Annotated in this window: 22 protein-coding genes; 11 read left to right on the top strand and 11 right to left on the bottom strand. The window is 36.5% G+C overall.

All coding sequences use genetic code 11. The annotated features are described in order from the left end of the window. Position 1: 1 nt before the first annotated feature. On the bottom strand, positions 2 to 1,132 hold the full coding sequence (gene tgt, locus GQN54_RS10360; RefSeq protein ID WP_160633467.1) for a tRNA guanosine(34) transglycosylase Tgt: 1,131 nt from the start codon (positions 1,130 to 1,132) through the stop codon (positions 2 to 4). Between the two features lie 88 nt (positions 1,133 to 1,220). Between tgt and GQN54_RS10355 the strand changes: the two genes are divergently transcribed. From GQN54_RS10355 to GQN54_RS10340, 4 genes are all read left to right on the top strand, one after another. After that, a complete protein-coding gene (locus GQN54_RS10355) occupies positions 1,221 to 2,342 on the top strand; it encodes a glycosyltransferase (RefSeq protein ID WP_160633466.1) in 1,122 nt (373 codons plus the stop codon). Then, positions 2,333 to 2,938 carry an RNA polymerase sigma factor gene (locus GQN54_RS10350; RefSeq protein WP_160633465.1) on the top strand — a complete coding sequence of 202 codons (606 nt, stop codon included), beginning with the start codon at positions 2,333 to 2,335 and terminating at the stop codon, positions 2,936 to 2,938. The genes GQN54_RS10355 and GQN54_RS10350 overlap by 10 nt, the downstream gene beginning before the upstream one ends. Before the next feature lie 22 nt (positions 2,939 to 2,960). Beyond that, a complete protein-coding gene (gene rsmG / locus GQN54_RS10345; RefSeq protein WP_160633464.1) occupies positions 2,961 to 3,590 on the top strand; it encodes a 16S rRNA (guanine(527)-N(7))-methyltransferase RsmG in 630 nt (209 codons plus the stop codon). Between the two features lie 76 nt (positions 3,591 to 3,666). Continuing rightward, the gene (locus GQN54_RS10340) at positions 3,667 to 4,515 is read left to right on the top strand and encodes a DUF2911 domain-containing protein (RefSeq protein WP_160633463.1); all 849 of its coding nucleotides are present in this window, start codon (positions 3,667 to 3,669) and stop codon (positions 4,513 to 4,515) included. Positions 4,516 to 4,575: 60 nt separating this feature from the next. On the opposite strand, the gene GQN54_RS10335 is transcribed toward GQN54_RS10340, so the two are convergent. Genes GQN54_RS10335 through GQN54_RS10310 form a run of 6 tightly spaced genes read right to left on the bottom strand, consistent with a single transcriptional unit; the run spans position 4,576 to position 11,142 of the window. Further along, a complete protein-coding gene (locus tag GQN54_RS10335; RefSeq protein WP_160633462.1) occupies positions 4,576 to 5,322 on the bottom strand; it encodes a menaquinone biosynthetic enzyme MqnA/MqnD family protein in 747 nt (248 codons plus the stop codon). A gap of 12 nt (positions 5,323 to 5,334) precedes the next feature. Beyond that, positions 5,335 to 6,123: an EI24 domain-containing protein gene (locus tag GQN54_RS10330; protein WP_160633461.1), complete on the bottom strand. Its 789-nt coding sequence runs from the start codon at positions 6,121 to 6,123 to the stop codon at positions 5,335 to 5,337. Positions 6,124 to 6,161: 38 nt separating this feature from the next. Continuing rightward, positions 6,162 to 7,841, bottom strand: a complete 1,680-nt coding sequence (locus tag GQN54_RS10325; RefSeq protein WP_160633460.1) for a helix-turn-helix domain-containing protein — start codon at positions 7,839 to 7,841, stop codon at positions 6,162 to 6,164. 52 nt (positions 7,842 to 7,893) lie between these two features. Further along, entirely contained in the window at positions 7,894 to 8,583 is a 690-nt protein-coding gene (locus tag GQN54_RS10320; protein WP_160633459.1) for a hypothetical protein, read from the bottom strand. After that, a complete protein-coding gene (locus tag GQN54_RS10315; protein ID WP_160633458.1) occupies positions 8,580 to 9,926 on the bottom strand; it encodes a site-specific DNA-methyltransferase in 1,347 nt (448 codons plus the stop codon). The genes GQN54_RS10320 and GQN54_RS10315 overlap by 4 nt, the downstream gene beginning before the upstream one ends. 43 nt (positions 9,927 to 9,969) lie before the next feature. Next, complete coding sequence (locus GQN54_RS10310) at positions 9,970 to 11,142, bottom strand: proline dehydrogenase family protein (RefSeq protein ID WP_160633457.1); 1,173 nt, start codon at positions 11,140 to 11,142, stop codon at positions 9,970 to 9,972. A gap of 132 nt (positions 11,143 to 11,274) precedes the next feature. Here GQN54_RS10310 and yaaA point away from each other — a divergent pair, with 132 nt between their 5' ends. Genes yaaA through GQN54_RS10295 form a run of 3 tightly spaced genes read left to right on the top strand, consistent with a single transcriptional unit; the run spans position 11,275 to position 13,519 of the window. Next, the gene (gene yaaA, locus GQN54_RS10305) at positions 11,275 to 12,057 is read left to right on the top strand and encodes a peroxide stress protein YaaA (RefSeq protein ID WP_160633456.1); all 783 of its coding nucleotides are present in this window, start codon (positions 11,275 to 11,277) and stop codon (positions 12,055 to 12,057) included. A gap of 2 nt (positions 12,058 to 12,059) precedes the next feature. Continuing rightward, a complete protein-coding gene (locus tag GQN54_RS10300) occupies positions 12,060 to 12,494 on the top strand; it encodes a DUF2452 domain-containing protein (RefSeq protein WP_160633455.1) in 435 nt (144 codons plus the stop codon). Beyond that, entirely contained in the window at positions 12,494 to 13,519 is a 1,026-nt protein-coding gene (locus GQN54_RS10295) for an FAD:protein FMN transferase (protein WP_160633454.1), read from the top strand. Before GQN54_RS10300 ends, GQN54_RS10295 begins: the two co-directional genes overlap by 1 nt. 9 nt (positions 13,520 to 13,528) lie before the next feature. On the opposite strand, the gene GQN54_RS10290 is transcribed toward GQN54_RS10295, so the two are convergent. The 4 genes from GQN54_RS10290 to GQN54_RS10275 all read right to left on the bottom strand — a co-directional run bounded on the left by GQN54_RS10290 (position 13,529) and on the right by GQN54_RS10275 (position 16,254). Next, a complete protein-coding gene (locus tag GQN54_RS10290) occupies positions 13,529 to 13,723 on the bottom strand; it encodes a membrane or secreted protein (protein WP_160633453.1) in 195 nt (64 codons plus the stop codon). A 130-nt stretch (positions 13,724 to 13,853) separates the two neighbouring features. Further along, the gene (locus GQN54_RS10285) at positions 13,854 to 14,423 is read right to left on the bottom strand and encodes a hypothetical protein (protein ID WP_160633452.1); all 570 of its coding nucleotides are present in this window, start codon (positions 14,421 to 14,423) and stop codon (positions 13,854 to 13,856) included. A gap of 8 nt (positions 14,424 to 14,431) precedes the next feature. After that, entirely contained in the window at positions 14,432 to 15,169 is a 738-nt protein-coding gene (locus tag GQN54_RS10280; RefSeq protein WP_160633451.1) for a GIN domain-containing protein, read from the bottom strand. Continuing rightward, positions 15,166 to 16,254: an acyloxyacyl hydrolase gene (locus GQN54_RS10275; RefSeq protein ID WP_160633450.1), complete on the bottom strand. Its 1,089-nt coding sequence runs from the start codon at positions 16,252 to 16,254 to the stop codon at positions 15,166 to 15,168. Before GQN54_RS10275 ends, GQN54_RS10280 begins: the two co-directional genes overlap by 4 nt. Before the next feature lie 89 nt (positions 16,255 to 16,343). Here GQN54_RS10275 and mazG point away from each other — a divergent pair, with 89 nt between their 5' ends. The 4 genes from mazG to GQN54_RS10255 all read left to right on the top strand — a co-directional run. After that, positions 16,344 to 17,111, top strand: a complete 768-nt coding sequence (gene mazG / locus GQN54_RS10270; RefSeq protein ID WP_160633449.1) for a nucleoside triphosphate pyrophosphohydrolase — start codon at positions 16,344 to 16,346, stop codon at positions 17,109 to 17,111. A 12-nt stretch (positions 17,112 to 17,123) separates the two neighbouring features. After that, the gene (locus tag GQN54_RS10265; protein WP_160633448.1) at positions 17,124 to 17,438 is read left to right on the top strand and encodes a thioredoxin family protein; all 315 of its coding nucleotides are present in this window, start codon (positions 17,124 to 17,126) and stop codon (positions 17,436 to 17,438) included. 2 nt (positions 17,439 to 17,440) lie between these two features. After that, entirely contained in the window at positions 17,441 to 17,686 is a 246-nt protein-coding gene (locus tag GQN54_RS10260; RefSeq protein ID WP_160633447.1) for a DUF6952 family protein, read from the top strand. Between the two features lie 15 nt (positions 17,687 to 17,701). After that, a partial coding sequence (locus GQN54_RS10255) for a hypothetical protein (protein WP_207554872.1) occupies positions 17,702 to 19,473 on the top strand: 1,772 nt, incomplete at its 3' end.

The following is a 19,473-nucleotide window of genomic DNA, read 5'->3' as shown; positions in this document are numbered from 1 at the left end:
CTTATAGTCTGCGCTGTACTCGTTCTACCATATCTGTTTTCCAGTCCGCAAATGTACCTGCAATAATTTGTTTCCTGGCTTCTTTCACCAACCATAAATAAAAAGCCAAGTTATGAAGGGTTGCGATTTGAGAGCCTAAAATTTCACGTGAAGTAATTAAGTGACGCACATAAGCTTTGCTGTAGGTATGGTCAACATAACTGTCACCATATTCATCTAAGGCAGAATGGTCATTTTTCCACTTTTCGTTACGCATATTCATGATTCCATTTTTGGTGAATAGCATTCCATTTCTTGCATTTCTGGTAGGCATTACGCAATCAAACATATCGATACCCAAGGCTATATTCTCCAATATATTTGCAGGTGTTCCGACTCCCATTAAATACCTTGGTTTATCTTCCGGAAGAATCTCACAAACTATATTCGTCATTTCGTACATTTCTTCAGCAGGTTCGCCTACAGAGAGTCCACCAATGGCATTGGCAGGACGCTCAAAAGAAGCAATGGTTTCTGCTGATTCTTTTCGCAAGTCTTTGTATGTGCTTCCTTGAACTATAGGTAATAAAGTTTGTTCGTAACCATATTTAGGTGTTGTTGAATCGAAGCGATCACAACATCTTTTTAACCATCGGTGCGTCATGTGCATGGATCTTTTTGCATATCTGTAATCACATGGATAAGGCGTACACTCGTCAAATGCCATAATAAAATCCGCACCGATTGTGCGTTGCGTATCCATTACATTTTCAGGTGTAAAGAATAATTTTCTACCATCTATATGGCTCGAAAATTTAACTCCTTCTTCGTTTATCTTTCTGCGCTGAGACAAGGAATAAACTTGGTAACCACCACTATCGGTAAGTATTGGCCCTTTCCAATTATTGAATTTATGCAAACCTCCTGCTGTTTCAAGAATGTCTAGTCCGGGTCTTAAAAACAAGTGATAGGTATTACCTAATATAATTTGTGCTTTGATATCATCTTTCAACTCATGCTGATGCACTGCCTTTACTGATGCTGCCGTCCCCACAGGCATAAATATTGGAGTCTCAATCGTTCCGTGATCAGTTTCAATTAATCCGGCTCTTGCTTTACTATTTTGATCTGTGGTTTCTAGTGTAAACTTCATGTTGAAATGATGGTGTAAAAAGTTCGCCAAAGATACCAAAAACCCTAGGAAAAGAACTTTACATTTGTGGCTAGTTATAATTGAACTCATGCACTCACTAGACGTTTCCCTAATTTTCTTTTCTATCTATGCCATTGTAGCATTCGTCTACTTGATCTTCCTTTTTTATTTCATAGTTCCCTTGATAAGGAAAACTAAAAATAATTCTGCTCAACATGTAAATATTGTGGAGGAAGGAGTGTCTGTTATTGTTGTTGCAAAAAATGAAGCAAAGAATTTATCGCTACATCTTAGGAAGGTTCTAGAGCAGGATTATCCAAACTTTGAGGTAGTAGTGGCAAGTGATCACAGTAATGACAACACCTTGGAAGTGTTAAGGGAGTTTGAAAGGGAGTTTAAAAATTTGAGGATATTAGATATTCAAGATTGGCATAGCGAAGGAAAAAAAGCAGCTTTGACACGAGCAGTTTTCTATGCTCAAAATGAAATCCTACTTTTTACAGACGCAGACTGCGAGCCATCTTCTAATCAATGGATAAGAAGTATGTCTAGACTTTATCAAGATAGAATTGATTTTGTTTTGGGATATGGAGGATACGCTAAAACAGGAGGCCTGTTAAACGCACTGGTACGATTTGATGCTGCTCAAATAGCTGCATTGAGTTTTGGTTTTGCTAAAGCTGGTATGGCCTATATGGGGGTAGGTAGAAATTTGTCTTATAGGAAGTCTTTGTTTATCAATTCGAAAGGGTTTACAGAACACTTACATTTACTTTCAGGGGATGATGATTTGTTCGTTCAAGCTAACGCAACTAAAGGTAATGTGATTATTAATACCGAACTTGAAAGTAAAACGATTTCAATTCCTAAGAAAACAGTGATTAGTTGGTGGAAGCAAAAATTAAGACATCAATCTACTGTCAAGTTATATCAACCCAAATTTAAGTTTTTATTAGGTTTGTATACCGCTTCTAAGTTTATCTTATTCTTATTGTGGCCTCTATCTTTTCTTTTCTCAAATTATATTTTTGTTTTGATTTCATTCGGTGTAGTGCTTTTACTCCATTTTATTATCTTTAGAAAAACACTATGTTTAATTCATGAAAAAGGCCTGTCTTTATGGAACCCTTTTTTAGAAGTACTTTTACTTTTGAACACCCTATTTTTGTCGGTGTTTTCACTTTTTTACCGAAGTAACAAATGGAAGTAAATAATGACCTAACAGAGAAAGGTCAACGAGATAAGCGATTAATTGAGCAAGCTCTTGCAGGTTCCCAAGCTGCTTATGGAGAGTTAATGTCCAATTATGAAGATTCAATTTATTTCTTGGTCCTCAAAATGGTGAGAGATAAGGAAGAGGCTGAAGACCTTAAAATTGAGATTTTTGGTAAAGCTTTCTTAAAACTAGAGCAGTACACAACTCAATTTGCATTTAGCACTTGGCTGTTTAGAATTGCCTCGAACCACTGCATTGATTTCATCCGAAAAAAAAGAATGAAAACTTTTTCCATTGACCAACAAGATCAAGAGTCAGAGAATGGTACTTGGTCATTAGATATTCGATCAGAGAATAAGGATCCTGAAGAGGCCTTTATCCATCAACAGAAAATAAAATTGATGCGAGAAGAAGTAACCAAATTAAAGGAACCATATCAAGAGCTCGTGACTCTTAGATACTTTGAAGAGTTGAGTTACGACGAAATAGCTGATCAGCTTTCTTTGCCTTTAGGAACAGTTAAAGCACAATTATTTCGCGCTAGAGCTATGCTAAGTGATATGTTAGAAAACAGCAGGCATTCCATTTAAAATATAATTCAACATCATTTTCATGAATACCGAAATCATTACAAAGTACTTTCCGAATTTATCGGAAGTTCAAAAGCAGCAATTTTCAGATTTACAGGCTTTATACGAAGAGTGGAATGCTCAAATCAATGTCATTTCAAGGAAAGATATGGATGAATTATACATACGTCATATTCTTCATGCTTTAGGGATCGCTAAAGTGATTCAGTTTAAACCGCAAACTACCATTTTAGATGTCGGAACTGGTGGAGGGTTTCCAGGTATTCCGTTGGCAATTATGTTCCCTGAATGTGATTTCCATCTAGTTGATGCCATTGGAAAAAAAATAAAAGTGGTAAATGCTGTGGCAGAAGGAATTGGTCTAACGAATTTAACAGCAGCACATCAACGAGCTGAAAAGGTGGAGGGCAAATTTGACTTTATTGTTAGCCGAGCAGTAACCAGAACTGCAGGTTTTATTCCATGGGTTCAGCACAAAATCAAGAAAGGGAGCTTCAATGAGTTGGATAATGGATTCTTATTTTTAAAAGGGGGAGACCTTGAGGAAGAGTTAAATGAAGTTAAGTCAAAGTATAAAATTTATGACCTGAGTAATTACTTTGATGAAGAGTTTTTCGAAACTAAAAAGGTCGTCCATATGACGCTTTCTTAAAAAATGTGAAACGAACATAACCACTCCTTCTTGGTTGTGTACATTTGGAAACATATTCAAAAAATATTTAAAAACTATGAAGAAGTTATTTACACTTTTGTCTGCTGCATTAATTTCAGTGGCTATTTATGCACAAGATTTACCACAACCAAGTCCAAAAGCTATGGTGATGCAACGAGTTGGTTTGACTGATGTAACCATCGAGTATTCAAGACCTGGAGTTAAAGGTCGTGAGATTTTTGGAGATTTATTAGCCTACGGTGAATTATGGAGAACTGGAGCAAATGCCGCGACAAAAATTACAGTATCTACAGATGTAATGGTAGAAGGAAAAGAGTTGAAAGCAGGTTCATATTCTATTTTTACCATTCCAGGTGAAGATTCGTGGAAAGTAATGTTCAACAAGAATTCTACAGCAAGTACAGGTCAATATAAAGCAGAAGAAAATGCTTTGGAAATTTCTGTAAAGCCGATGACTGCCGAAGCTACAGAAAGAATGATGTTTACTTTTAGAGATGTTACCGATAAGTCGGCAGAAGTTCAATTGAATTGGGCGACTACTGCAATAAAATTCAATATTGCAGCAGATCCATCTAAAATGGCTGAAGAAAATATCAAAGCAGAAATTGCTAAAGTTGAAGGCGCTTACGGTTTATACAACTCAAGTGCGCGTTATTACTTAGACAATAACAAAGACTTAAATCAAGCTTTGGCATGGTCAAAAAAGTCTGTAGAGATTAAAGCTCAATTTTGGAATGTTTACACATTGTCATTGATTCAACACAAAATGGGTGACTTAAAAGCTGCTATCGCAACTGCTGAGCGTTCTAAGAAATTAGCTGAAGAAGCTAGCTACGGTGTTTACATCAAATTGAATGAGAAGAATATCGCAGATTGGACGAAAGAGATGAAGAAAAAGAAGTAAGCATTTAAGCTGCTTTACTGAAAGAGGAATCCAAAAGATTCCTCTTTTTTTATGTCCAAATTATAGCTCAGCTAATAACTTTAGAAATAAACTCAACCCTTTTCTTTTATCAGCATCTAATGAATAACTGATGGATTCGGTAAGGTATTTTTTTTGAGCTTCTTGGTTGATGATGTCTATGTTTCCAAACTTAATGGCCTCATCAATGTGATCGATGCCATTGGCGCAAGCCTCATTAAATTCAGCGATGTAATCTGTAGGGATTTCTTTATTGGCTACCCAAGCCGCAAATACAAATGGAAGTCCAGTCATCTTGTACCACTCTTCAGATAAATCGTATACATAAGGATAAGAATCCTCTAAGTTAAAAGTTCGATCTCCTATGATTACAGCGGCTTCTTGAGAATCAATGTTGTTTTCAAAACCTATAGAGGCTTGCTCAAATCGAGGAGCAACATGCCAATGTTTTTTGCACAATATTTTACAAAGGTTTACCGATGTCCGAGACTGATAATCTAACTTGATTTTAGTGACTTCATCAATTGGATAATGGCTGTATAAATTAACCGAATGAACTTTGTTTACTGCTCCAATGCAATAGTCTGAAATGATGTAACTTTCCTTTAACTGCGGGATAATAGCAACAGGAACTAATCCTAAATCTACCTCTCCAGCCAAAAGCTTTCGTGCACATTCAGAAGGAATATCTCTGCTGATTACACTGTTGTTTTTAATGTATTCCGACTGTTCTATTCCGTATGCAAAAGGAAGGGTGTTGAGGTAGGAAACGGCGGAGATTTTAATCATCGAAAAATTCTTTTACTGTGGCAATTGAGAAATATATTCCTTTTTATGAATAGCTATCGTAGCACTTACCGCACTAACAATGGCGAAAAATCCTGCAAGAATAAGCCCAATAAATGGAATCAACAAGAGAATTACATATGGCAAGCCGATGCCAATAGATAACGTTTTGTTTTGTTGAACGAAACGCACACTTTGCCCATAATTCAATTGTTTACTTTCAAGCCCGTAGTCAATAAAAGAAAATCCATAGAAATAACTAGAAACTCCAAATAAGAGAATGGGAGATAACCAACCAAGTACAGGAATAAATCCAATAATTAATAAGGCCAATGTAATCACTAGCTGGTACAAGAAGTTTCGAACGGCCATTGAAAGTCCTCGCAATATGTCATTTAAGAATTGACCCATTTGAAAAGGAATTTTAGTCCCTGTAATATTTTCGGAAGTGTTTGCAGCCACAATCGAGAGGATAGGAGAGAGGAGCAACAAAACCACATAACCGCCAACGTAGGCAAAAGCAATAAAGAAAAATATTCGAAGGAAAATCCATAAAGTGACGGCCAATACACCAGTCAGGATTTCTGAATTGTACCAAGCATCAGGATTCTCAGCAACGAAAGATTTTAAAAATTCTATAGTGGTATCTGTTAAATACGAAACTCCTGAAAACCCCAAGAGAAATAAGACAATGTGCATCACAATTGGCCACAAAAAGTAACGATACATTTTGTGAGTATTGATGAATGCAAGGGCTTCTGAATAACTAGAAAAAGCTGTTTTAATCGCTGTGAAAAATCGCATAGTTTAAAAATAAAGAAATTCTAGTAGTATCTATTTTATTACACCACAAAAGCCAAAGCCAGTTTAATGTCATCATAAGTGACTTTCCCTTCAAGGGCATCATAAATATTCTTTGTGCTGATTGGTTCTCCTTTCGGTTGCATTTTGTAGGCGATTTCTACTTTGTCGCAGATTGATTTTTTAGGCTTGTATTGGCTAAAGTTGAAATCTGGGTTTTCTTTTTTCAATCGAATCAAATGGCCTGCAATCGTTCCTGTGGTCATGCCTCTTTCTTCAGCAATTTCTTTAATGCTCATAGCTTGGCGCATGTATTCCAAGGTTATCTCATAAGTCGACTCTTTTTTTCCTTTTTTCTTTTCTTTGATTTTCTTTTTGTTACGGTCTATGTCACTAGGGTTGGTCAACCCACCACAACTTTTAATAAAGACAATCGCTTCTTTTTCTAACTCTGGAGTGGTGTATTGTAGCTCTGCTTGAGCAGATAATTCTTGGAATCGTAAATCTGCTTTAAAAGCCAAATTGTCTACTTCCAATGCCATTTCATTGAAACCAACTAATTTTAAATTGTCCAGCTTTTTTAATCGAGACAATCCAACATACCCTTGGCCTTTTTCAAATGTTTTTGATAAATCGATTTCGGCAGCATCCAATGTCATTCCTTGACATTTATGGATCGTAATCGCCCAAGCTAATCGCAATGGAATTTGATTGAAACTAGCCAATACTTTGCCTTTTTCATCTTGCACTCCCCAACTTTCCTGATGAGCATAAACTGTTCTGCCATCGTATAATTTCACTGAAGGAATATTCTCTTCGTTGAAACCAATTACTGTTCCCATAGAACCATTGACATATCCTTTTTCATTGTTGTTCTTTACAAACATTACTTTGGCGCCAATCTTTAGTTCTAATTCCTCGTTCGCTAAAACGGAGTTTTTAAGGGTCATTAAAAGTTTCTCATTTCCTTTGGTCTCAGCAGTAAATGTTTTCTTTCTGCTCTTCAACTTATCTAAATGCGCTTTATTGATACTGTCTACATCATAATTGTGCGTGTATAACTTGGTCGGTTCTATGTCTTCTGAGAAGGAGGTATGCTCAGCTGCCATCAGAGCGGCTTTACTTTGCTGGGAGATTTGACAGGCTCTGATTTCATTCAGAATCTGATTCAATTCTCCACCTTCCTGTCTGTATTGCTCTGTTAAATAGGCAATGTTAAAGTTGGCTTCTACCCATGCTTCAGACATAAATGCAAACTTATCACTACTGCGTTCACCAGGGTTTCCTATTGGAGGAAGCTGGAAAAAATCACCACAAAGCACCACTTGAATTCCTCCAAATGGTTTTTCGTTGCCTTGAAAATACTGCAACACTCTATTTACTAGGTTCAGTTGAGTTTTATGCAGCATCGATATTTCATCTATAATCAGCACATTCGTCTTTTCTAGGTGATCTCTTAAATACTTTTTGTCTTTCATACTCGCCAACTGATTATTGGTGAGATGCTCTTTTACACCAATTCCCGCCCAAGAGTGAATGGTCATTCCATTCATATGGGTGGCTGCAATACCTGTAGATGCAGTTGTCGCTACTGTAATTTTACGCTCTTTTAGATAAGTGATGTATTGATTTAAAATATACGTTTTACCTGTACCTGCGGAACCAGTTAAGAATACATTTTTTCCTGATTTTAGAAGCGCTAGCGCTTTTTCTTGCAGCATAATAAGGTTTTTTGGATTGACGAAGATACTGAAAAGGAAGAATCTAAACGAATTAAAGCGCCTTCAAAAAGGGAATGATTGCGTCTATTGGTTTGGCTTCTTTTGCTAAGCTACAGGTCCAAAATTGACGTTGACCGTAGCTCCATTTTTTTAGAAAGTTGGGCTTCTGATTAATCTGTTGAATCAAGGTTGGTTTGTCTATCCAGCCAATTAGAAAGGTATCATTGAGGTAGCGAAAACAAGCCAAACGATCGTAGATTTCTCGAACGGAATCTGTGGGTTTAATCGAAGGTTGTTGTTGCAACCACAAGTCTTTTGCCGCTCTTCTCTGATTGAAAAACAACTGAATGTGTACATCACTTTTCAAATCCTCAATGGATTCTTCTCCTCGTCGGATGAGTTTGATGTCTCGCTGACAAATAGCAGATTCAATGGTTCTATCTTGATCGGGAACTAAAGAAGTCTTCAATTCAATTTCTACAGATTGAGATTTACCTTGATAGATAAAATCTACATCCATATTGCTTTTTCGATTCAGCTTATTGGTGGATGAAAACTGAATGTCGTGAGATGCAAACCAGGTTCGAACAGCTATTTCACCAATGTAACCTCTAATTTTACTATCCAAAGCTACATTCAATGATCGATTTCTGAGGTTATCAATAAAAAGCTGTTGTTGAGCTTGCGCAATCGCCTCGTGGATTTGTTGCTCTTCAACTGCTATTTTATTGGGTTCAATCATGCTTTAAAACTCGCTATATAATACTGCAAGATATTATTTTCTAATCCTTTAATGGACTTTCCATTCTTATTTTTATATCCCTCAATGACTTTCTTACCCCGTTGATAGGTCACTTCCTCGCAAATTTTATTTTCATTGTTGGTGATCAATGTACATTGGCGCTGACCTCCATCTGCCTTGTTTTTAAGCATGGTAGCGTGTAAGCTTGTTCCGCTTCCTGCAAAGAAATCAAGAAGGTGCAATGATTTTTTATGTGCGAATAAATCCAACACAAATTCAATTAGTGCCGTTGGTTTTGGATAGGAGAAAATGTCCTGATTCAAGATGTTTTTCAATTCCGAACTACCAGTTGAGTTCGAAAACTCAATCAGTGCTCTATGAGGAATTAAGCGTTGTCTCTTTTTGTTTTTATTGTCGACGAATTGATATTGTTTGATGTAAACTTTCCATTTGTCTTTTTGCTTCTTGAAAACGATGTAGTCATTTTCAATTCCCCATTGGAATTTCTCTTTTCCCCATCGCCACGTGTTGGGTTTTCCCAATGCGCCTCCCGACCACATTTCCGTTCCATCAGGAGCAGTAATTGCATAATCCAAACTAGGGCTATAACTTCCTTTATAGTCTAAATCTCGCAAGTAGAATTTACCACGGTGTTTGATGTGTTCGTCTTTGTGTTTGTATTTTGGATCGTTTTCAGCACCTGCATCTTCTTTGCTGAAAGTCAGGTTTTCAATTTGTTTGGCATAGCATAGCACATAATCATATTCTACAGCAATTTGTTTGCTATCGTGCCCGGAACCTGATTTGTTTTTTCGCACCAAATTGGCTACAAAGTTCTGACTTCCAAAAATTTCATCGCACAATAACTTTAAACGAGCGTGTTCCGCATCATCAATGGAAATAAAAATAGCTCCATCATTTTTCAATAATTGATGAGCAATTTCCAAACGTTTTGCCATGAATGAAATCCATTTGGAATGCCGATAGTCATCATCTAAATCTACATAGTGGTCGTTGTATTTGAAGTCTTTGTTTCCCGTATTGTATGGAGGATCAATGTATATGATGTCGAAGGATTCGTTCTTGTTTTTAAGGCAAGTTAAGCCGTGTAGATTATCGCCCTCAATTAATCGGTGAGCAATACCAGTCGTACCTACTTTTCTCTTTTTAATCTCTTTTAAATCCGGTTTTTTCGAAGCCAACTTTTTTTCTATGGCTTCTTCTTTCGCCTCATAAATAAGTCCGCTTTTGGATGCTACTTCAAGACGTTGAATTAAAGCTTTTTTCTCGTCATCAGTAAACGAGTCGGCATGTTTTATTTTTTCGATTAACGAATCTTTCATTCAAGCGAAGATAACAAAAGGGAAATAGAAATAAGTTGAAATGTTAGCTGGCTTCTCTTGTTCTTCTGTCTAATTCTTCTTGAATTAATCGTAACTCTCTGCCAGTTTGCCCTGCTATAGAAGTATTTTCATCTGCTCTTCGAATCAAATAAGGCATCACTTCTGCGACAGGACCGTATGGTACATATTTAGAAACATTGTAGTCTTTCTTCGATAAGTTAAAACTGATGTGATCGCTCATGCCTAATAGCTGAGAGAAGAATAATCGTTTGTCATCTCTATGAAGTCCTTTTGCCTCAATTAATTCAGTTAATAATTGAGAACTGGCTTCATTGTGAGTACCACAGCAGATCGCAAACTTATCTAAATGTTCCACACAAAAAGTAATGGCTAAATTATAGTCTGTATCTGTTGCCGCTTTATCAGGTTGTATTGGAGATGGGTAACCTTTTCTAGCTGCACGTTCACGTTCTTTTTCCATGTAAGCGCCACGCACTACTTTCATTCCAATGTAAAACCCTTCGATTACGGATTGCCTGTATAATTCTTTCAAATACTCTAAACGATCGTGTCGATACATTTGAGCGGTGTTGTAAACTACAGCACTATCTCTATTGTATCGGTGCATCATAATAAGGGCAATCTCATCAATGGCATCTTGAATCCAACTTTCTTCTGCATCTATCATCAGAGGAATTCCTGCATTGGCAGCATTCTGACAAATAATATCAATTCGATTTCTACCTTTTTGATAATCTAAGGTTTCTTGTTCAGACAGCTCTTCCTTCGCACTTACTTTCTTTAAAACATCAAAAGGCATTAAAGCGGTCACTTTGAACACGCAAAAAGGAACATTTGTATCTTTTTTAGCACGCTCTATGGAGGCTACCGCTTTACCCATCGATAGATCGAAATCTTCGTCGGTTTCTTTACCTTCAGCAGAATAATCCAATATGGTTTTTACGTTGAAGTTGGCCAATTCTTGAATCCGAGTTTCACATTCTTCAATACTTTCTCCTCCACAAAAGTGTTCAAAGACCGTAATTTTTACCAAGCCTTTAACAGGCAACCTCAAAAATAGAGCAATTTTTAAAAGGACCGCTCCTATCTTTGTCAGCCAATTAATTCCCATGAATTTAAAAAGCCAGTAGGCTTTTCTTAACTGCGTATTGTTCTTATTCTCAAACGCAATTTTTGTATTGTTAAATGTTACCATTCTGTTAAAAATAATGCGACAAATGTAGGCAAAACGCCTTCACTTTTATCGATAAAATCTTAAGCTATTTTCATTGTTTCTTTGAACAATTTAGAATCACTTTGGTTAAATTTGAAGTAAATATAAATTTCTATGATTCACATTATTTCTCCAGCCAAGTCGTTAGACTTTGAAACCAAATCCCAATTTGATATTCTCTCTGAAGGTATTTTTCGAAAAGAGTCGGAACAGATCATGAAAAAACTTAGGACTCAATCAAAAAAGAAGTTGAAAGACTTGATGGGCATTAGTGACAATTTAGCAGAATTGAATTATGAAAGAAACCAAATTTGGGAATTTCCGACAGCAGGGAATGAGCAAGCAAAACAAGCTGTTCTTGCCTTTACTGGAGATGTATACCTAGGAATGGATGCGAACAGTTTTTCAAAAACGGATTTGGAATATGCTCAAGAGCACTTGCGGATTTTGTCAGGGTTGTATGGATTGCTCCGACCAATGGACTTGATTCTTCCTTATCGATTGGAAATGGGAACGGATTTGAAAGTGGGAACCAAAAAGAATTTATATGATTTCTGGGGCAATAAAATCACCAAAGCAATCAATGAATCGCTAAAAGGACATCAAGAGAAAGTGTTGGTGAACTTGGCTTCCAATGAATACTTTAAAGCGGTAAAGCCGAAAGAAGTGGAAGGCGAAATTGTGAGTCCTGAGTTTAAAGATGAGAAAAATGGAAAGTTGAAAATTATTTCTTTTTATGCCAAGAGAGCGAGAGGAATGATGAGCAACTACATGATAAAGAATAAAATTGCACAGGTAGAAGATTTGAAAGGTTTTGATTATGAAGGGTATCGGTTTAGTCAAGAATTGTCGACTCCAAACAAACCAGTGTTTACTCGTGCAGAAAACTGGAAATAAAGATGAGCGAAAGAAGGACACACAATCCGATAGATAAAGATAAAATTACTGAGACTCCGAGTACGCTGCCTTATGCGCACAATGTGAGTTCGGCGGTCATATTTCCGGATGATAAAGAGCGAATCAAGTCGACGGCGATGTCAGCGATGGTAGAGCAGACAAACTCTCAGATGAAGCAGATTTATGATCAAATGGAATTGTTGATACAACAGGCCAATAAGCTGAAAAGTCGAGTAGAGATTTCTGAGCAAATCTATAAATCGGAAATGGGATTCAAACCTCTTGTTGGACACACTTATTATTTTTACACCCGTGAGAATGGTCGAGACTTATTATCGATGATTGCTCCAGATCAATGGGGAAGAATGGGTGGCTATAAGACATTTGTGGCAAAGGCGAAATTGTTGGCAGATCATACCTGGGAAATTCTTGATTAATGAAGAAGATACTATTTGCAGCTCTTGCGGTACTCACGATTGTTGGATGTAACCAACCGATAGAAAAAGAAAGCTCAACCGATAATTCACTTGTTTATTTAGAAGGGGAAGCGCAAGGAACGACCTACCACATCAAATATTTGGATGCTCAGAAGCGTGATTTTAAAGTTCAAATGGATTCCATTTTGAAAAGGGTAGACGAATCGATGAGCACTTATTTACCGACTTCATTAATTAGTGAGCTGAATTCGCAAAAATTATCCGTTGAGGTAGATAAAATGTTTTTAGAGGTTTTGCAAAAATCTTTTGAGGTACAAGAGAAGACTAATGGAGCTTTTGATGTTACGTTGGCGCCAGTGATTAATGCTTGGGGATGGGGATTTAAAAACAAAGAAAAAATAGATTCAGCGCTAATTGATAGCTTGATGCAATTTGTAGGACGAGCGCATTTTACCATTCAAGGAAATACTGTGACAAAAGACGATTCCTCAGCTATGTTGGATTTTAATGCCATTGCGCAAGGGTATTCAGCTGATGTGTTGGCCAATTTCTTGAAAGCGAATTCCATTGAAAACTTTATGGTAGAGTTAGGTGGTGAAGTGGTGGCTCAAGGCGTGAATGAAAACAATGAGGTTTGGCGTTTGGGCATTGACAAGCCAGTTGAGAATGCTGAAACTAGGGAATTGAGTGCAGTATTGTCGTTAGACGGGAAAGCATTGGCGACTTCTGGAAACTATCGTAAATTCTATGAGGAAGATGGGATTAAGTATTCTCACACCATTAATCCCGAAAATGGATATCCAGTTCGTCACAGTTTGTTGAGTGCGTCTGTTGTGGCCGATGACGCGATGACCGCTGATGCTTATGCCACCTGCTTTATGGTGATGGGATTAGAAAAGTCGATTGAATTCTTAGCAACCGATAAATCGTTGGATGCTTTTTTAATCTATTCCGACAGTACTGGAAAATTCAAAACCTTTCTTACAAAGGGCTTAGAGTCTAAATTAGAGATGATTGAAAATTAAGAGTCAGTATTAATCGTCTGACGCTTTACATTTCTCTTCAGGGCGAGCACCACAAACTCCACAAGAAGCGCCTTCTTCTTGCAACATTGGATTGTTGCTAGCACAAGTTCCTGCAAATTTTCCGTTCTTTTTGAAGATCAATTTTACAGCAATTCCTGCAAAACCAAGGGCTAAAAATACAACTGAAATCAAAAATACTTTCATGACATTTTATTTTGACTGCAAATTTAAACAAAGCTGTTTATTTGGGTTGGAAAATGTGTGTTTTTTAAGCTTATTTGGGAGGGGAGGACGAGGTAAATGATAAATTTTATGAAAGGAGTGACTTTGACTATTATTCTTGGAATACTTTCTTTGTATCATCTAAAATCCATTTCTTATCAACTTTTCTATAAGTATATTTTACAGTTGATTCTTGAAAGTTTTTTATGTCCGTAATTTCTATTGTTTTTAAGTCTTCACCTTTTTTAATCCTTATAATCTTCTCAAGATTTTCTGAGTCATCATATCTCCAATACTCAAACAGGTTTTCGTTTGTATACCAATATTCAAGGTGGGAACTAAAACCATAATACCATTCATACTGTTTTAATAGATATGATTTAGATTTCTTAGAGTAATTTAACTCAACTCCTATTGTGTCAGAGAAAAACTCAATAAATTTTTCTCCATTGCCAAGAGAGTCATAGATTAATTGAAGGGATATATTGTTATTATATTCCAAATCAACTCTATTAAACCCTTCTTTATAATATTTTTTCCATACACTATCAGCTTTAGATATATAATCTTTGACTGAATCATTTTCTACACGATCCGGATACGGTAAATCTATAGTGTAAGTATATATTTTCTGACCAAAAGTCAAATTACATAGAAGAAGTAAAATTACAAGTATTCTCATTTGTGTTATCACCGATAAAGTTGTATATAATTCCCCTTCCCTGTCTTTGTAATAGAAAGTTCATTCGGAACACCATAAGAGTACACGTCTCCGTTACTTTCTAAATGCACTTCTAATTTGTTTATCGTTCGGGAATAAATGATTCCAGTATGTGCATTTACAATATAGCCATTTTGAGCAATCAAACCCTCCGCCCTAATTTGGCCTGCTCCACCAATATAAAGAATAGAATTATTTGTTTTTCCTTTCGCAGTTATCACAGTTGGGCCAGTATGAATTTTCAGAAAACTCTCGGTGCTTTCAAAGTCTAAATTCAAGTCGCCGCTTGACTCCCAACAGTCTACTTTTAGGGTAGCTGGTCGCAATGTGTTCAGGCAATTCACCTCTCCTGATCCTCTGTAAGTAATTTCATTGAAGGAATTTCCTGTCACCGTTACCTTCATTCTCTTTTTATAGCTTCTAACAAAGTTGCATTTGTTTTCATTCCTAATGGAGAGCTGTCCGTCTTTAATTTCGGTAATGATATTGTCGATTATTCCGCTACCCGCCTCTACTTTTATGGAAGGAATAGAATCCCAAATGATATCCAGGTCAATCCTATCGTCTAATTCTATAATTTGAAAATCACCGCTTGGTCGATATTCTGAAGTTTTCGATCCTGTAGAAGTGAAGCAATCGCCCATGTGTTCTTTCTCACAAGAAAGAAGAATGACAGAAAGGAATAAGTAGAGTGCTATTTTTTTCATAAAGTATATCCTATTCCAAATTCTACATATTCAGCTTTAAAAGCATGAGTTTTGAGAATGATGTGAGTACTTAATTTATTGTCGAAGGAGTAAATAAGCCCCAGTCTTCTATAGGAATTGCCTTCTTCTTTGTATTTCGATTTCAGATAAAGGCCAAGCTGCAAGTACAATCCTAAACGATCAAAAGTCAATGTATGAGAAGCGCCAATACCAATCTGCATGGCTTCAAGATCGCTGTTTACTTTTTCTCCCAAAGCTTCTAGTTCATCGATCAATGCTCCACTTTGAAATACATTGGTTTCCAATCCTAGCTTGCTTTTTGGAGTGAATTGTTTTTCTGCTGCAACAGAAAAAATTCCTGAAATATACTTTTTATCTATCGTAGCAGAAGATTCACTGATTCCAAATCCTGAACGGATGCTTAGTTTGATCGGATGCTCTTTTCGTATAAAATCGATTTCTCTATTTACTTCAAGAGCCGCTTTCTCGCCAAAATTATAATCCAATCCTATCCCTATGGTTGGGATATTGATGCCTAAATTGGGCTTTGCAAATGAAGCATTACTAAAGTGGGTAAAAGCAATGTTGGTGTGTAAGTTGGTTCTGTCATTCAATTTAAAGTAAGAATCAAGGAGTAACGTCAGAAAGGCATTTATTGGAGTTCCTATGGCCACATTTTTAAAGTTATCGATACCATCAAATGGATTAGAGATGTAGCCTAGTCCAGCGCCCATCCGAAAATCTAGATGGTATACTCTGTTGTTAATGATGGGAATAGAGATGTAGGGGTGCAGTCCATAGCCGTTGCCGATGTATTGATTGAAATGAGCCGCATAAAAGGCAATGCCCCATTTGGGAAGATTATATTCTTGTTCCCAATTATTTTTACCTAGCGTGTTTTTTTCCCAATAAACCTCAAATGCAGAGATGTGCTGTCTCGTCACAAACTCCATTGTTTCAGAATGATTCAAAATAAAACCATACTGAGAGCGCACACCAACAGTGTATGGATGAATGGTGACTTCTTCTTGTGCAACGAGAGGAACGAATTGAAAAAATAAAAGTAGCAGTGAAAGTTGTTTCATCAATAATAGTTGGTCTCTCAAAAGTATAAAAAATGAAGCTTAAATTTTTAATCCCATTAGAGGTGCGTATTTTTGCACAAAATTGAGTTATGGACAAACGATTAGAGGCATTTAAGCGACTACTAGATATCATGGATGACTTACGAGAAAAGTGTCCGTGGGATAAGAAGCAAACCATGCAAACTCTTCGACACCTGACTGTAGAAGAGACCTATGAGTTAGTGGATGCGATTCACGATGAGGATTATTCGGAAGTTAAAAAGGAGCTGGGCGATTTGTTTTTACACTTGGTTTTTTATTCTAAAATTGGATCAGAAAGCCATGGATGGGATGTTTCAGATGTTTTGAATGGAATATGTGAGAAATTGATTCACAGGCACCCGCACATTTATGGAGACGTAAAAGTAAAAGATGAAAGAGAAGTTCTAGATAATTGGGAAAAGCTAAAACTGAAAGAAGGGAATAAGTCTGTTTTGGAAGGTGTTCCTAAATCGTTACCTGCTTTAATAAAAGCGATTCGAATTCAGGATAAAGCGCGTGGAGTTGGTTTTGATTGGGAGAAGAAGGAGCAGGTGTATGAGAAAGTGGAAGAAGAATTAGCGGAACTAAAAACAGAAGTTGAAGCTAATTCTCCAAAAGAGAAGGTTGAGGGAGAGTTAGGAGATGTATTGTTTTCAATTATTAACTATGCTAGATTTTTAGGCGTTAACCCAGAAGATGCGTTAGAAAAGACAAACAAAAAATTTATAAAACGGTTTCAGTATTTAGAAGTAGAGTCAGCCAAAGATGGAAAAGTGATGGGAGAAATGACATTGGCTGAGATGGATAAATATTGGAACAAAGCAAAAACAATATAAAAATTAGAAATTATGGCAGTAGAAAAAATTACCGACCAAAGTTGGGAAGAGAATGTATCAAACAAAGAGAATGTAATTGTTAAGTATTACGCAGATTGGTGTGGTTCATGCAAATTGTTTGCGCCGAAATTTAAGCGTCTATCTAACGATGAAAAGTACGCAAGTGTATCATTTTTAGAAGTGAATGCTGAAGAGAATGAAGTAGCTCGAGCTGCGGCAGGAGTAGATAACTTGCCATTTTTTGCCATCTTTAAAAATGGGAAATTGGTAGAAGGAACAGCTACAAGCAAAGAAGAAGTAGTCGTGTCATTAATTGAAAAGTTATAACTATGAAGATTCCGGTGATTAAAAAGTTAGTTGAAAATTTTACACTAAGTGAGTTGGAGAACGCAGAAAATGCTATTTTAGAGGAGAATAAACCTGCAATAGAAGTAGAAGGTGATGATGAAGGAGAACAACTGACACATGTGATGGCTGCAATTTGGATTCAGAAAGAAATGCAAAAGGAGAGTATACCATTTGCAAAAGCTTTGCGAGCTTATACTCAGAAAGTCAGAGTTTCTATTGGCGGGTAGCCAAAATATTTTTTAATGAACAGACTTAAATTATTAACTCTGCTTTGGGTATTGATGCTTTTTTCATTCAAAGGGGTTAGTCAGGATACCCTATTTTGGGGCACCCAAATTAATAATCGATTACATAGTCTAAACTTAACAACAGGGCAGTCGAGAGTAATAGCCTCCAACCAGGTTTTGATAAGAAGACTCAGAGTAGACCAGAATCTAAAGCAATTATTCTGGTCTGCCGGTGGGTTAAATAAAATTCAAAAAATGGATGCCAATCTTACAGGGACAAATATTCAAGATGTAAAAATTAACTTGAACAATGTTGCCACGATAAATGTTGATGGAGACAACAATAAGGTTTATTATCACCTTGCGAACGGATCACAAATTTTTAGTTGTGATACAAATGGGAATAATGTTGTGTCAGTTGTTAATTTAGGAACAGCAAAATCGATATTAGGATTAGAAGTAGACCCGTTCTCAAATAAAATTTACTGGACAGAATTGTTATCAAATAATAATAGTATCGAAAGGGCAGATTTACCTTTAGGAACTAATATAACGACTATATATAACACCTCAGAATCTCTTTTCGATATAAAAATGTTTCCAAAAGAGTCAACCATATATTTTACGAATAGAACAGGAAATAAAATTCAAAGAATTGACTTAAACGGATCAAACCTACAGACGTTAGTAACCGAGTCTAATAGTGCAACCATTGGAGCAATTTGCGGTAACTATTGCAATGATGCTATTTATTATATTTTGAATAATTCAGGAACCGGGAGTCAAATAAAAAAACTTAGTATATCAACTTTAACAACATCTGTAGTGTTTGACACTACAATTAGCTTTTTAGCGGGTGTAGATGCTTTATTTGAGTTTAATTTTGGTGTAGAAAAAGATTTTCTTGGCGCTGATAGATCAATTTGTTCAGGAGATTCTATTCAGTTAAATGCATTTACGAATGGAGCAACTTATTTATGGTCAGATAATTCTACTGGATCTAGGCTGAAAGTTAAAAATAGCGGAGTTTATACAGTAGAAGTTTCTATCAATAACTGTACAAAGTTTGATACTATTGAAGTGAATTTTTTCCCTAAACCCATTGTTAATTTAGGAAACGACACCAGTTTTTGCGATAATACGACTTTAACTCTCGATGCAACCACGGTAGGAGGAACTTATTTGTGGCAGGACAATTCAACATCGAATACATACACCGTTACTCAAACAGGAGTTTATTGGGTAGATGTAACTGTAAATGGTTGCACCACTAGAGATTCTATAACAGTGAATTATTTTAATCCGCCAATTGTAAACTTAGGGAATGATACATCCTTATGTGGCATAGATACACTTCTTTTAGATGTGACAACACCATCAGGAAGCTACTTATGGAGTAACAATTCAACTTTAGCAACACAAACCATCACACAAGCCGGAATATATTGGGTGGATGTAACTGTAAATGGATGCACTACTAGAGACTCTATTGAAGTGAATTTTTTCCCTAAACCCATTGTTAATTTAGGAAACGACACTAGTTTTTGCGATAATACGACTTTAACTCTCGATGCAACCACGGCAGGAGGAGCTTATTTGTGGCAGGACAATTCAACATCGAATACATACACCGTTACTCAAACAGGAGTTTATTGGGTAGATGTAACTGTAAATGGTTGCACCACTAGAGATTCTTTAACAGTGAATTATTTTAATCCGCCAATTGTAAACTTAGGGAATGATACATCCTTGTGTGGCACAGATACACTTCTTTTAGATGTGACAAT

It is taken from the genome of Acidiluteibacter ferrifornacis, from assembly GCF_009909615.1.
GTDB classification, from domain to species: domain Bacteria; phylum Bacteroidota; class Bacteroidia; order Flavobacteriales_E; family Vicingaceae; genus Acidiluteibacter; species Acidiluteibacter ferrifornacis.
Note: the sequence above shows the minus strand (reverse complement) of the source record. Positions and strands in the feature narration are given on the sequence as shown.

Bases quoted from the DNA above. Each gene is read 5' to 3' on its own strand.
- GQN54_RS10280 (WP_160633451.1), bottom strand. From the start codon at position 15,169: ATGAAAAAAATAGCACTCTACTTATTCCTTTCTGTCATTCTTCTTTCT.
- yaaA (WP_160633456.1), top strand. From the start codon at position 11,275: ATGATTCACATTATTTCTCCAGCCAAGTCGTTAGACTTTGAAACCAAA.
- rsmG (WP_160633464.1), top strand. From the start codon at position 2,961: ATGAATACCGAAATCATTACAAAGTACTTTCCGAATTTATCGGAAGTT.
- GQN54_RS10300 (WP_160633455.1), top strand. From the start codon at position 12,060: ATGAGCGAAAGAAGGACACACAATCCGATAGATAAAGATAAAATTACT.
- GQN54_RS10295 (WP_160633454.1), top strand. From the start codon at position 12,494: ATGAAGAAGATACTATTTGCAGCTCTTGCGGTACTCACGATTGTTGGA.
- GQN54_RS10265 (WP_160633448.1), top strand. From the start codon at position 17,124: ATGGCAGTAGAAAAAATTACCGACCAAAGTTGGGAAGAGAATGTATCA.
- GQN54_RS10325 (WP_160633460.1), bottom strand. From the start codon at position 7,841: ATGCTGCAAGAAAAAGCGCTAGCGCTTCTAAAATCAGGAAAAAATGTA.
- GQN54_RS10340 (WP_160633463.1), top strand. From the start codon at position 3,667: ATGAAGAAGTTATTTACACTTTTGTCTGCTGCATTAATTTCAGTGGCT.
- GQN54_RS10335 (WP_160633462.1), bottom strand. From the start codon at position 5,322: ATGATTAAAATCTCCGCCGTTTCCTACCTCAACACCCTTCCTTTTGCA.
- GQN54_RS10290 (WP_160633453.1), bottom strand. From the start codon at position 13,723: ATGAAAGTATTTTTGATTTCAGTTGTATTTTTAGCCCTTGGTTTTGCA.
- GQN54_RS10355 (WP_160633466.1), top strand. From the start codon at position 1,221: ATGCACTCACTAGACGTTTCCCTAATTTTCTTTTCTATCTATGCCATT.
- GQN54_RS10260 (WP_160633447.1), top strand. From the start codon at position 17,441: ATGAAGATTCCGGTGATTAAAAAGTTAGTTGAAAATTTTACACTAAGT.
- tgt (WP_160633467.1), bottom strand. From the start codon at position 1,132: ATGAAGTTTACACTAGAAACCACAGATCAAAATAGTAAAGCAAGAGCC.
- GQN54_RS10285 (WP_160633452.1), bottom strand. From the start codon at position 14,423: ATGAGAATACTTGTAATTTTACTTCTTCTATGTAATTTGACTTTTGGT.
- GQN54_RS10315 (WP_160633458.1), bottom strand. From the start codon at position 9,926: ATGAAAGATTCGTTAATCGAAAAAATAAAACATGCCGACTCGTTTACT.
- GQN54_RS10310 (WP_160633457.1), bottom strand. From the start codon at position 11,142: ATGGTAACATTTAACAATACAAAAATTGCGTTTGAGAATAAGAACAAT.
- mazG (WP_160633449.1), top strand. From the start codon at position 16,344: ATGGACAAACGATTAGAGGCATTTAAGCGACTACTAGATATCATGGAT.
- GQN54_RS10350 (WP_160633465.1), top strand. From the start codon at position 2,333: ATGGAAGTAAATAATGACCTAACAGAGAAAGGTCAACGAGATAAGCGA.
- GQN54_RS10320 (WP_160633459.1), bottom strand. From the start codon at position 8,583: ATGATTGAACCCAATAAAATAGCAGTTGAAGAGCAACAAATCCACGAG.
- GQN54_RS10330 (WP_160633461.1), bottom strand. From the start codon at position 6,123: ATGCGATTTTTCACAGCGATTAAAACAGCTTTTTCTAGTTATTCAGAA.
- GQN54_RS10275 (WP_160633450.1), bottom strand. From the start codon at position 16,254: ATGAAACAACTTTCACTGCTACTTTTATTTTTTCAATTCGTTCCTCTC.